The following is a 12,194-nucleotide window of genomic DNA, read 5'->3' as shown; positions in this document are numbered from 1 at the left end:
CTTTCTCAATATAGGGGCCACCCGCGCGGACGCAATTGCCAGCTTGCTCATTATGTGATTTTTGCCGCTTGGAATTGGTGGTGCGAGATGCCACATTAGAGTGGCTAGCCACGAGCCAACGATGGGGAGCCGCTTACGCGGTGCGTGCTGTTTTTCATGTTTCTTGATGTTCTGGATTTGAGAAATTTCTATACCCAGCCGTTGGGACGTGTGACTGCGCACCATGTCAATCAGCGCATTCAGACGCTCTGGCCCAACCTCAAGGGGCTGAGTGTTCTGGGGATGGGCTATGCTCCCCCCTATATCCGCAGTATGCGCGAACATGCCGAACGTGCTCTGGCTTTCATGCCCTCGCAGCAGGGAGCTGTCTACTGGCCTTCGAATGGAGCTTCATCGACTGCGCTTGTCCAGAGCAGTGATTTGCCTTTGGCCGATGCCAGCATTGACCGGGTTGTGCTGGTGCATATGCTGGAGCTGGTTGACAATCCGGCTGAGCATTTGCGCGAGATCTGGCGCGTTCTGACGCCGGGCGGGCGCTTGATGATCGTGGTGCCAAACCGGCGCGGCGTTTGGGCGCGGGTGGAGCATTCTCCCTTTGCCTATGGGCGGCCCTTCTCGAAAAGACAGCTAAGACACCTCTTGCGCGATACCATGTTTACGCCGACCCGCTGGAATGACGGGCTCTATTTCGCTCCCTTCAAGCGGCAGCGCTTTCTGGGCTCGGCGCATCTGTGGGAACGGATCGGGACGCAATGCTGGCCCGCTTTTTCCGGCGTTCTGATTGTGGAGGCAACCAAGCTGTTGGCGCAAGGGCTGGTGAGTACGGAAGCCAGCAAGGTGAAGACCAGCTTCCGCCCTGTTTTCCTGCCGGTTCCCAATCTGCCTTCAGCGGGTGGGCATTTCCCGGCCTACAATTCTTTTGCCAATGTTGAAGATTGGCCGAAGGGAGAGCGCGACTAGCGCTTGCGGCTTAGAAGGAAAATGGCCTGCTCGGCAAACAGATTCCAGAACCACCATGGCGCGGAAAAGGAGATGCGTTCGCCATCGCCCTGAATGCCGTGGGCTTTCTCGATTTCGGCATTGGTTTCCCGACACAGATTGACAAAATCCCGCACCGTGCAGAAATGGATATTCGGGGTGTCATACCAGCTGTAGGGCAGGTAATCGTTGACTGGCATCGTGCCACGGAAGAGAAGATCCGAACGCACGCGCCAATGACCGAAATTGGGGAAAGAGACAATAGCCTTGCGCCCGATGCGCAGCAAATGCTCCAGCACGAGTTTGGGGTTGCGTGTGGCCTGAATGGTCTGGCTGAGGATGACATAATCAAAGCTGTCGTCGGGATAATAGATCAGATCTTCATCCGCATCGCCCTGAATAACCGACAGGCCACGGGCCACGCATTTGTTGACCCCCTTTTGGGACAGCTCGATGCCGCGTCCTTCCACATTGCGACTGTCACGCAGCAATTCTAGCAGGGCGCCATCGTCGCTACCTACATCAAGAATCTTGGTGTTGGGGTTGATCATGTCTGCCACCAGCTCGAAGTCGATGCGGGTGTTGTCTGCGCGTCCGCCGACGATGAGGGCCTTCTTGTCGGGCTTACTCATGAGCGCTCCTCCGTATCATCGTGGTTGCCGGACTGGTCATTGCTGCGATCGGCAGCATGCAGGAAGCCGTTGATGGCATCGAAGAATTCAGGCTCTTCGAGCAAAAAGGCGTCATGGCCCTTGTCGCTGTCTATCTCGACAAAGCTGACCGAAGCGCCTGCCGCATTGAGCGCATGCACGATGGTGCGGCTGGCCGAGGTTGGGAAATGCCAGTCGGAGGTGAAGGAGACAACGCAGAAGCGCGCCTTGGTGCCCATGAAGGCTTTGGCCAACTGTCCATCATAGCTCGCGGCCAGATCGAAATAGTCCATCGCCCGCGTGACATAGAGATAGGAATTGGCGTCGAAGCGATCCACGAAAGTCATGCCCTGATGATGCAGATAGCTCTCGATTTCAAACTCGGCATCAAAGGAAAAGCCTTTTTCCGTACTATTTTGCAGATTGCGGCCAAATTTATTCTGCAGTGACTGTTCGGACATGTAGGTCACATGGGCTGCCATACGCGCTACGGCGAGGCCCTTTTTCGGCGTGACGTCATAGTCATAGTAGCGTCCGCCATGCCAGTCCAGATCGGCCATCACGGCTTGGCGGCCAACCTCGTAAAAGGCAATATTCTGCGATGAATGGTGCGAAGCGGTGGCGATCAGGATCGCCGAGTTCACCCGCTCGGGGTAAGCAGCCGCCCATTGCATGGCCTGCATGCCACCCATGGAGCCACCAATCACACTGAAGAGTTTGTCGATACCCAGATAGTCAACCAGCATCGTCTGGGCGCGCACCATGTCCGGCACGGTGATCACCGGCAGGTCAAGGCCATAGGGCTTGTCGGTGGCCGGATTGATGGAGGCCGGGCCTGTGGAGCCTGAACAGCCGCCCAGAACGTTTGAGCAAATAACGAAATAGCGTTCGGTATCAATGGGCTTGCCCGGTCCGATCATGGTGGACCACCAGCCCGGCTTGCCGGTTACCGGCGAGGGGGAGGCGGCATATTGGTCTCCGGTCAGGGCGTGGAAAACGAGGATAGCGTTGGAGTGGTCTTCGTTCAGGCTGCCATAGGTTTCATAGGCGATGGTGAAGGGAGAGAGTTCTCCGCCAGCATCTAGCTTGAGCGGGGTGTCCGGGCCGAAGGTGACACTCCGGCTGGATGGAGACAGCGCCTCGTGGTGGGCGCGCTCTTCCCGACTTTTCACTCCGGTTTCCGGATTGTTCTTGTCGGTCGGACTGTTCATTGGGCATTTTCTCCAAAGACGGACTGGTTTTTTTGTCTTGTGCAAAGTAGCTAGGGAGCATGGGGGGACAAGTCAAATCTTTTCTTTGCTTTTGTGGTGTCTCCCTTTTAAGGATACTATCCAATCAAAGGGATACTATTCGATTAAGCGCATTGAACGGCGCGCGGAAATCAGCCTGTTGCCGGATGCGTTTCATCGGCTCATCGGCGTTGGCCAAGTGACTGCGCAGAGACAATTGAAGACAGGACGATCATGACGGATAGCAAAGAGGGCGGCGCGCAAAAGGACGAGCCGACACTGGATGAGCTGCGGCAGAGAATTGACAGCATCGACGAGTCCATTCACCGGCATTTGATCGAGCGCAGTGAAATCGTTCAGGCCCTGATCGCGGTGAAGCGCACACACAAGCCCGGAGCGGCCTTCCGGCCAGGACGCGAGATGGATATGATGCGCCGGCTTGTCGGGCGGCATCGGGGTATCCTGCCGATTACGACCGTGGAGCATCTCTGGCGCGAAATCATCGCCACCTTTACCCATATGCAGGCCCCTTATGATGTGATTGTCGAGCCGGGCGTTGAACTGCGCGATGTCGCCCGCTTCTATTTCGGATTTACGGTGGGCTTCAAGGAAGCTGCCGATAGTGCTGACGTGATCGAACAGGTGCGCGCTGGCGATGGAGCCGCCCTCGGGCTTGTCGCCAACCAGAGCGACGCCAAAAGCGCCTGGTGGGTTCCGCTTTCCAAGGATGGCGTGCAGATTATCGGTCGCTTGCCGGTGATCAAACAGGCGGGGCGCCCGGTGGATCTGGATACCTTCGTGCTGTCCATGCCATTGATGGATACGACCGTGCCGGATATGCGTCTGGTGGCCCTTTGTGCTCCGCATGAGGAAGGGGTGCAGGACGCTGTCAACCGCATCGGTGGTCAGTTGATCTCCTGTGTCATGGAAGAGGGGCATTGTGAATGCCTTGTTGCCGTGCCTTTCTCGGTGGCTGATGTGGAAGTGGAAGGTCTGACACGCTCGCCCAGCAACCCGATGGTGATCCGCGGGGTTGTTGGTGGCTATTGGACGCCAATTGCGCTCTCTGCTGCCGAATAGGCCTTGATTTCGCTTCAAAAGGCGCGAATTTTTGATCTTTCGATCAAATCTGGCTCTTTGATCGTTCAATCCCACCTTTTTGCTTGAATGGGCTTCCGGCTTGGCTGTAAGACTGCCGGAAGCAATTGTAGACTTAAGATTATCAGGAGTGGTGAAATGTCCTCTTCCGGACAGCCCCAACGGCCTCAGCCGCGTGAAGGGCTTCTCGATATCCCGCTTTATGTTCCCGGCAAGGCCGAGATTGATGGGGCGGCGCCCATTCACAAACTGTCCTCCAACGAATCTCCTTTCGGTGCAAGCTCCATGGCAATGGATGCCTTCCGTCAGATGACGGGTAATCTGGAGCTTTATCCCGATGGCGGCAGTGTTGTTCTGCGCGAGGTGATCGGCGAGGTGCATGGTTTGCATCCTGATCGTATTCTGTGCGGTGCTGGCTCGGACGAAGTGCTCAGCCTGCTGTGCTACACCTTCCTTGAGCGTGGTGACGAAGCAATTTACAGCCAATATGGTTTTGCGGTGTATCCCATTGCCATTCAGGCTGCAGGCGGTGTTCCTGTTGTTGCTAAGGAGCAGGATCTGACGACCGATGTGGACGCCATTCTTGCTGCGGTGACAGACAAGACCAAGATGGTTTTTCTGGCCAACCCGAACAATCCGACCGGCACCTATATTCCAGTGTCTGAAGTGCGCCGCTTGCATGCCGGTTTGCCAAAGCATGTGGTTTTGGTTCTGGATGCGGCCTACTCGGAATATGTGGCTGAAAATGACTATGAGGCTGGCATCGAGCTGGCAGCGACCACTGAGAATGTGGTGATGTCGCGCACCTTCTCGAAGGTGTATGGCCTTGCCGCGTTGCGCCTTGGCTGGTGCTATGGACCGCAGGCCATTATCGATGCCATGAATCGTATTCGCCCGCCGTTCAATATTTCCGGTGCAGCTCAGGCCGCAGGTGTTGCTGCCCTGCGTGATCAGGATTTTATCCGCAAGGCCGTGGTGCATAACAGGGAATGGCTGCCAAAGACCTCTGCTGCTCTGGAAGCACTGGGACTGAAAGTGACCCCGAGTGTGGGCAACTTCATTCTCATTCATTTCCCGGATGCACCGGGCAAAAGTGCAGCAGAAGCAGATGCTTTCTTGCAGACCAAGGGCTGCGTTCTGCGACAGGTTGGAGGATATGGTTTGCCAAACGCACTGCGTATGACCATTGGCACCGCAGAAGCGTGTGAGGCCGTGATCGGCCATTTGGCGGAATTCCTCAAAGGGTAAATTGGATGACAGACTTTCTTTTCAAGCGCATGACCCTGATCGGTATCGGTCTTCTGGGGTCTTCCATTTCTTTGGCAGCCCGTCAAAAAGGGCTGGTCGAGCATATCGCGGTGCATACGCGATCCGATGCCACATTGGCGCGTGCTGAAGAATTGGGCTTGGGAGACAGCTATCACAAGGATGTGGCTGAGAGTGTCAAGGATGCCGATTTCGTCGTTGTCTGCACGCCAGTCGGCGTTTGTGGCACCGTGGCCAAGGCGATTGCGCCTCATTTGAAGGAAGGCGCTATCATCACGGATGTCGGCTCGGTCAAGATGTCGATCATTCGCCAGATGCAGCCACATCTGCCCGCTCATGTGCATTTCGTGCCGGGGCACCCGATCGCGGGTACCGAGGAATCCGGTCCTGATGCAGGCTTTGCCGAGCTGTTCATCAATCGCTGGTGTATTCTGACGCCTCCTGAGGGCACGGATGAAGGAGCCATCGAGAAGGTCAAGACCTTCTGGTCAACGGTCGGGTCCAATGTGGAACTGATGGATGCGCATCATCACGACAATGTGCTGGCCATCACCTCTCACCTGCCGCACCTGATTGCCTATAATATCGTAGGGACCGCGTCAGATCTGGAAATGGTGACCAATTCCGAAGTCATTAAATATTCTGCCGGTGGTTTCCGCGACTTTACCCGTATTGCAGCATCCGACCCGACCATGTGGCGGGATGTTTTTTTGCATAACAAGGAAGCCGCTCTTGAGATGCTGGGGCGCTTTACCGAAGATTTGACGGCTTTGCAGCGGGCCATTCGCTGGGGGGATGGGGATGCCCTGTTCGACCTCTTCTCGCGTACGCGTTCCATTCGCCGCAGCATTATCGATGCCGGTCAGGAAATAGCCGCTTCGGACTTTGGCCGTCATCTCAAAGAGGGCGAGACCCATGCTCCAACACTGAGCAGCGATGATCACGAATATACCGGCAGCTGATCGCTATCACCGGATACGGAAGCGCGAGCCATCCGGTTTTTCGATCCTGACGTGCCTTTCAATCAATCGCTATCGCAAAGCAGGCAGGGTCCCCAAAGGCAGGAACCCTGCCTTTATTGCACCATTGACCAGCGTGATCTTGACCTCAGAGCCGACCAGATCTCCATCCCGCACCGGTTTTCCCATCAACTGAAGGCCGGTGAGCGGGCCGTTGAAGCCGTCGCGCTCGGCTGAGAGAGTTGACTTCACCTTGGCGGTCTCGAGGCTGGGGTTGAGGATGCGCAGCTTGAGGGTGCCATTGGCAAGGCCTGCCTGATTGAAAGCGATGTCACCCTTCAGCTTCAGGGTTTTCTGGCCAATTTCCAGCCAGCCATCGATATTTTCGATTTTGCCCGATTGACGTAGCCACAAACCGGCCGGGTCGCGTCGATCCTGCATCAATGCGTTCAGGCCGTCCTTGGCGGTGAAAGTCATTTCGCCATTGAGAACAGGGATGCGATCGATTGAAAGTTCGCTTGCCTTGAAAGTGAGATCCAGATCGCCAGTTGTCTGCTGCCGTGGGCTGGCATTGAATTCGAGGCTGTCAGCCTTGATGGTGCCAACGGGTTGGCCGAGAACCGCATTGTTGGCGGCCAGCGTGGCCTCCTCCGCTTTGAAGGACACGGCACGTATGCCGTTGGGTGGTGTGAGCAAAACCGAACTCTGGATGAGGCTGCCAGTGATGTCATAGCTCTGGCCAAAGGCTGGCTGCTCGATATGCATGGGGGCGTGGGTCTTAATACTGGCCCGACCCGGCTCATGAATTTGCCAGTAGACTTGCAAGGGGCCGCCAGAGACCTGCCATCCGGAGGCAGGATCGACAACCGCGTAGGACGAACAATCAAGGGCCAACCGCACCGGGTAGCCACCCAATTTCCGGTCCTGACAGCGCACTATTTTCTGTCCGTTCACCTCGCGGGCGACAAATTGATCCACAAGGGCTTGTGTGGTCGTATAGCCATAATACCAGAAGCCTGACCATCCTGCTGCAATCAGGACGAGAATGATGGCGGCACCCCACAGGAGGCGCTTGGCGCCTTTTTTCTGCTTGACCTGATTGGTTTGCTCTGGTGGCTGTTGAGGCATTCGGCACTCGTTCTGTTGCAAATGTCGACCGGTATTGGTATTTCACGTCCTTTGTTGCGTCATCTTATGGCGCAATCATGGCGGTTTTTATAACGAACCGATTTTAGTTGTTTGTATCCTGTTTGGAGGCAGTTGGCATGCGCGATCTTTGGGTCTTTGGTTATGGCTCTCTCATGTGGCGACCCGGATTCGACTTTGAAGAATCCTATATTGGTACCCTCGAGGGCTATCACCGCGCACTCTGTGTCTATTCCCATGTCTATCGTGGATCGCCGGAAAATCCCGGACTGGTGATGGGACTGAGTGAGGGCGGTTCCTGTCAGGGGATGGTGTTTCGTGTCGACGGCAGCCAGCGTGAGGCGGTGATTGACTATCTGCGCGCGCGCGAACAGGTCACCTCCGTCTATCTGGAAGAATTTGTACCCGTCGAGATCGCTTCGGTCACGGTTGGTGGCGCGCCGCGCAAGGTGGAGGCTGTGACCTATGTTGCCGACACAACGCATGGGCAATATGCGGGAAAGCTAGACCTTGAGGAACAGGTGAAGATTGTTCTGAAAAGTCAGGGTGAGGCCGGTCCCAACATTGACTATGTGCTCAACACGGTGGATCATCTCAAGGAGATCAATATCGAGGATGAGGCTCTTTATGAACTGGCTGACGCGCTGAGGCTAAAAGCCAAACCCTAGCTAGGGGAAACAATGAACAAGCGGGGTTGGCTGTAAGTGTTATCTGCTACCATATGGGGTGAGCCATCTGGATGATCTGCTTTATGCACTAAGCAGGCAGATTTCCCGTCCAGCATCGCGTGCCAAATCGTCAATGACCTGCTGGCGTTCATGTTCGCTACCTGCCAACAGGTGAACATAGACCACCAGATCCTTGACGTCCTCAGGGGCGATATCGCGAAAGGCGAGCGGGGACAGATCCGAGATTTCGCCGATCCACTTCAATTCAGGCTGAAGCTTGTCGGCGTTTTCGGTGGCCAGCAACAGGATGCAATTTTCGAAGCTGGAAATGTCATCTTCGGGAATCTGGGTGAAAATATATCTATTGCCGCTGTCGCTCTGCCAGTAGCAGAAGCGATTGCGCAGGCTGTCGACAGCGAAGTCTCCAATGGCCCCAAACGACATACTCGATCCCCAACACATCTTGATCTTAATAAGAACAAATATAGAACAATCCTTAATGGGATGCAACTTGTTCTTTGTCTACATTATGTAGTTCGATTCTTAAAAAATACAATATTTAGAATCTAGGCTTCGGTTTTTGTCGGTGGAGGGAGGTCTTTGTTGGCAGCACGGGCTTCGGAAATCAGCCGATTTGAATGCGATTCTATGGTTTCACTAAGTTGTTCGAAAAATGGACGCATCCCCATGCCCGGTTCGATCGGAGGCAGAATCTCGATGATGATTTTGCCGGAATGGCGAATCGGGCTGCCTTTCGGCCAGAACAGACCGGTGTTGAGGGCCACAGGATAGCAGGGCACTTCCAGGGCATGATAGATATGGCTGATACCGAACTTATAGACTGGCTCAGTGTCGGGGCGCCGGCGTGTGCCTTCGGGGAAGATGATGAGTTGCCTGCTGTCGGCAGTCATTTTCTTGCGTGCTTCGAGCAGCATGCCGCGCAGGGCTTTCAGTCCGGCGCTGCGGTCGATGGGGATCATGTCGGTTTTCAGCAAGGCCCAGCCGAAAAGCGGATAGCGCAGCAATTCGCGCTTGAGAATGAATAGTGGGTCGTCCACCAGCGGTACCAGAGCGAAGGTTTCAAAGGCGCTCATATGCTTGGAAGCGAGGATGATGCTCTGGCCTTTGGGAATTTTCTCCGCCCCTCTCACCTCATAGCTGCCGCCCACGATGGTGGTAAAGAGCCATGCGCATACCTTTGCCCAGATGCCTGCCAGTTTGATCAGATAGCGGCGGGGCAGGGGGTAGGTGAAAATGGATATGATCAGCATGAGCGCTGTCGACAGATAAAAGGCTGCGTTGAATAGCACGGATCGGATAATCAGCATCTGGGTCTTGTTCCGCTCGGGTTATCTGATGCGTTTTTCTTTCATTCGGCTCTTCCGGTTTGAAAGACACGCACTGGTCCATTGGTTTTTATGTGCCTCTGTGCAGCTCCGCGCGCACAGCTCTCGGATCTGGCTTGGTGAAACCATTTATCGGTGAAAATGACAGATCTGTCCAGAGACATGATCGTCTCAGGCTATTGCCCCCGATGGCTCAAGAGTCTCTCGGTGGTCCCGTGCAGCACAGCGGCCAGAAGCTTGAAATATTCCTTGGTTAGCAGGTGTACCGTGTTCCAGTTGATCAGGCGAGACAAGAGCGGCTGTTTGGTTGATCCGGCCACAAGATCGCTTTGGAAGGATACGTCTGGTGCCGCGCGGCGCATTTCCAAAAGGGTCCGGGGCATGTGATAAGCGCTGGTGACGATGATGAGGCTTTTGAAATTGTTTTCCTTGGCCCAGATCGCCGTCTGGGTGGCATTGGCAACCGTATTCAGCGCTTCCCTGTCCAGATCGACACAGCAGTTGATCGTCTCTTCATCCAGATCGAAGCGGGCAAACAGGGTGCGGTCCGTGTTTCTGTAGTGTACGCCGGAAATGAGCAGCTTGTGGCCCTTGTCTTCCTTGAGCAATTCTATTGCCCGTTCCAACCGACCCGCTCCCCCCGTGACGACGACGATGGCGTCGGCTGGCTCAGGGGGCGTTTCATCGGCTGTCAGCGCATAGGCGATGAAGATTGCCCAGCCAATCAACAGCGCACACAGGCCAATAAAGGCCGCGAAGAAAAGAGCAAATACCCCTTTTCTCAAGGCAGAGCTCTGTTGTGTGGGTGACTGGGGCATTCCGGGTCCGGCGTTGGTTGTGATGGGTGCTTTATCCGCATTTGGGCACAGCCTGTCGAGGCCAATTCTGCTCAGGATAGCTTTTTCAACGTATTCATAACGGTCAATCGTGTTGTGATTGCGGTGAATACGGCGATCAAGATCACCAGAGCGAAGGTGCCAAGATAGGCGTTGGCGCCCAGTTGCACAACACCGAGTAGGGCCTGCATCTGATCAAGGGCGGCAGACCCTTCCTGCGCGCGCAGCAACCCCTGTATGATAAGGAAGGTGACGACGGCGGTCCCGCCGCCAGCAAGGGCGCCCTGAAAGCCGAGGGTAAAGAATTTGCGCTGGAATTCGCCGGCAATGAATTTGTTGCTGGCTCCCACAAAGTGGAGCACCTCGATCGTTTCCTTGTTGCCCGACATGGCCGATCTGGTGGCAAAGACCACGGTTAGAACCGTGGCTGTGACCACCAGCACCATGATGGTGAAGCCGATGAAGATGGCGGTTTCGGCCATGGAACGCAGTCGTTCCACCCAGAAGCGGTGGTTATCCAGAACGGCGCCGGGCACCTGCTCCTGCAATTGCCTGCTTAATGATGCGAAGTCCACTGCCGAAGGGTCATCGATGGTCAGCTCTATCAGACGCGGAATAGGTAGATCATCAAAGGTGATATCGAGCCCCAGCCATGGCTCGAGCAGCGAATTGGATTCATCCGACGTGAGGGCCGTGGCGCTTGTGATGCCCGGGGTCTGGCGAGCAATATTGATGGCCTTGGCCAATTCCCCTTCCATCTCGACGCCCTCCAGCTGTCTGATCTGGATGGTTGCGCCGCGGCTGATGTCAGATTGCCAGTCCCGCGTAGCATCGGAAATGATGGTCACGGCTGCGACAGTGAGTGCGGCAAGGAAGCTCATGATGGCGATCACCAGTACGAGCGCGTGGCCCGCGATGGTTCCTTTGGGGACAATCGGGCCGGGCTTCTTGTCCGAGAAGGGGATCTGCTGGGTAAAGCGCTTGGGCTTCATCTGACGCAGCTGGCGCATTCTGGAGCTTTTCTTGCGCGCCTTGCCCGGTTTGGAGAGCGGATTCTTGCCCTTGGTCAGGGAAGGCAGCTCATTGGGGCCTGCCGGTTGTCTGGTGCTGGCATGCGGCTTGAACGCTTCCTCGCCTACAGGACCTGGCCTGGGACCAAGATTGGGGCCGACGCGCGGCGTGCTGGACGGCATCGGGGCGTGCGTTCTGTCTTGTCCGTCTCTATCGGTGGGGCGTCTGGCCATGGGGCTCTCCTCTCTTAATCGTAAATGTAGAGAGTTCCATCGTTCAGCACAATGCGGCGCGCCTCAATCTGATCCATCAGGCTGGTGTCGTGCGTTGCGATGACAATGGAGGTGCCTGATCTGTGCAATTCAACAAACAGGCGCAGAAGGCGGCGGGCAAGAATCGGGTCAACGTTACCGGTTGGCTCGTCTGCCAGCAGAAGCTTGGGGCGGGAGATGAGGGCGCGCGCAATCGCAGCGCGCTGCTTTTCCCCGCCAGACATCACAGGCGGATAGACATGCATACGGTGGCCAAGGCCGACCCATTCCAGCAATTCGGCCACATCGGTTCTATAGGCGCTCTCCGACATGCCCTTGACCCGTAATGGCAGAGCGACATTTTCGAAGGTTGTTAGGTGGTTGAGTAGTCGGAATTCCTGAAAGACAAAGCCGATCTGTCGGCGTAGCTTGGCCAGTTCATCATGGTCAAGGCGAGCGGTATCGCGACCGAAGATCTTGATCAGGCCGCGGTTTGGTTTGAGCGAGAGGAACATCAGTTTGAGCAGGGATGTCTTGCCAGCCCCCGAGGGGCCGGAAAGAAACTGAAAGGAGTTCTGTGGGATGTGAAAAGACACATCGCGCAGCACTTCCTGTCCCATTCCATAGCGCAGGCCAACATTCTCAAAGCGAATCAATATGATCTTCCTTCTGGTCGTTTGATGGCAGCTTGCATGATTTGGTGTCCCGATTCACCCGATAACTATACACAATCATTGATCTTTGAGCGGGGCTTGG

13 protein-coding genes are annotated in these 12,194 nt (G+C 55.6%); 5 read left to right on the top strand and 8 right to left on the bottom strand.

The window, feature by feature from the left end; genetic code table 11:
* Positions 1–156: 156 nt before the first annotated feature.
* Positions 157–960, top strand: coding sequence for a class I SAM-dependent methyltransferase (locus tag BM258_RS16005; protein ID WP_090073978.1), 804 nt, complete (start codon positions 157–159; stop codon positions 958–960).
* Here the strand turns inward: BM258_RS16005 and metW are convergent.
* Positions 957–1,610, bottom strand: a complete 654-nt coding sequence (gene metW / locus BM258_RS16000; RefSeq protein WP_090073976.1) for a methionine biosynthesis protein MetW — start codon at positions 1,608–1,610, stop codon at positions 957–959. The genes BM258_RS16005 and metW overlap by 4 nt on opposite strands.
* Positions 1,607–2,839 (bottom strand): homoserine O-acetyltransferase MetX, encoded by a 1,233-nt coding sequence (gene metX, locus BM258_RS15995; RefSeq protein WP_090073968.1) that lies wholly within the window; start codon positions 2,837–2,839, stop codon positions 1,607–1,609. Before metX ends, metW begins: the two co-directional genes overlap by 4 nt.
* Before the next feature lie 252 nt (positions 2,840–3,091).
* Here metX and BM258_RS15990 point away from each other — a divergent pair, with 252 nt between their 5' ends.
* From BM258_RS15990 to BM258_RS15980, 3 genes are all read left to right on the top strand, one after another.
* On the top strand, positions 3,092–3,937 hold the full coding sequence (locus BM258_RS15990) for a chorismate mutase (RefSeq protein WP_090073966.1): 846 nt from the start codon (positions 3,092–3,094) through the stop codon (positions 3,935–3,937).
* Between the two features lie 156 nt (positions 3,938–4,093).
* Positions 4,094–5,203, top strand: coding sequence for a histidinol-phosphate transaminase (gene hisC / locus BM258_RS15985; RefSeq protein WP_090073964.1), 1,110 nt, complete (start codon positions 4,094–4,096; stop codon positions 5,201–5,203).
* A gap of 5 nt (positions 5,204–5,208) precedes the next feature.
* On the top strand, positions 5,209–6,183 hold the full coding sequence (locus BM258_RS15980) for a prephenate/arogenate dehydrogenase family protein (RefSeq protein WP_090073962.1): 975 nt from the start codon (positions 5,209–5,211) through the stop codon (positions 6,181–6,183).
* Between the two features lie 69 nt (positions 6,184–6,252).
* Here the strand turns inward: BM258_RS15980 and BM258_RS15975 are convergent, their stop codons facing one another.
* On the bottom strand, positions 6,253–7,308 hold the full coding sequence (locus BM258_RS15975) for a DUF2125 domain-containing protein (RefSeq protein WP_090073961.1): 1,056 nt from the start codon (positions 7,306–7,308) through the stop codon (positions 6,253–6,255).
* Positions 7,309–7,445: 137 nt separating this feature from the next.
* Between BM258_RS15975 and BM258_RS15970 the strand changes: the two genes are divergently transcribed.
* Positions 7,446–7,994 carry a gamma-glutamylcyclotransferase gene (locus BM258_RS15970; protein ID WP_090073959.1) on the top strand — a complete coding sequence of 183 codons (549 nt, stop codon included), beginning with the start codon at positions 7,446–7,448 and terminating at the stop codon, positions 7,992–7,994.
* Between the two features lie 81 nt (positions 7,995–8,075).
* On the opposite strand, the gene BM258_RS15965 is transcribed toward BM258_RS15970, so the two are convergent.
* The 5 genes from BM258_RS15965 to ftsE form a co-directional block, all read right to left on the bottom strand.
* Positions 8,076–8,438: a hypothetical protein gene (locus BM258_RS15965; protein WP_090073957.1), complete on the bottom strand. Its 363-nt coding sequence runs from the start codon at positions 8,436–8,438 to the stop codon at positions 8,076–8,078.
* A gap of 122 nt (positions 8,439–8,560) precedes the next feature.
* Positions 8,561–9,322, bottom strand: coding sequence for a lysophospholipid acyltransferase family protein (locus tag BM258_RS15960; protein WP_090073956.1), 762 nt, complete (start codon positions 9,320–9,322; stop codon positions 8,561–8,563).
* 194 nt (positions 9,323–9,516) lie between these two features.
* Complete coding sequence (locus tag BM258_RS15955) at positions 9,517–10,125, bottom strand: YdcF family protein (RefSeq protein WP_175528115.1); 609 nt, start codon at positions 10,123–10,125, stop codon at positions 9,517–9,519.
* 104 nt (positions 10,126–10,229) lie between these two features.
* Positions 10,230–11,420, bottom strand: coding sequence for a cell division protein FtsX (locus tag BM258_RS15950; protein WP_244544729.1), 1,191 nt, complete (start codon positions 11,418–11,420; stop codon positions 10,230–10,232).
* 14 nt (positions 11,421–11,434) lie between these two features.
* Entirely contained in the window at positions 11,435–12,094 is a 660-nt protein-coding gene (gene ftsE, locus BM258_RS15945; protein WP_090073953.1) for a cell division ATP-binding protein FtsE, read from the bottom strand.
* Positions 12,095–12,194 lie beyond the last annotated feature (100 nt).

The organism is Cohaesibacter marisflavi, assembly GCF_900115225.1.
In the GTDB taxonomy this organism is placed as follows: Bacteria; Pseudomonadota; Alphaproteobacteria; order Rhizobiales; family Cohaesibacteraceae; genus Cohaesibacter; species Cohaesibacter marisflavi.
The sequence above is the reverse complement of the archived record's forward strand: the minus strand, read 5'-3'. Positions and strand labels throughout refer to the sequence as shown.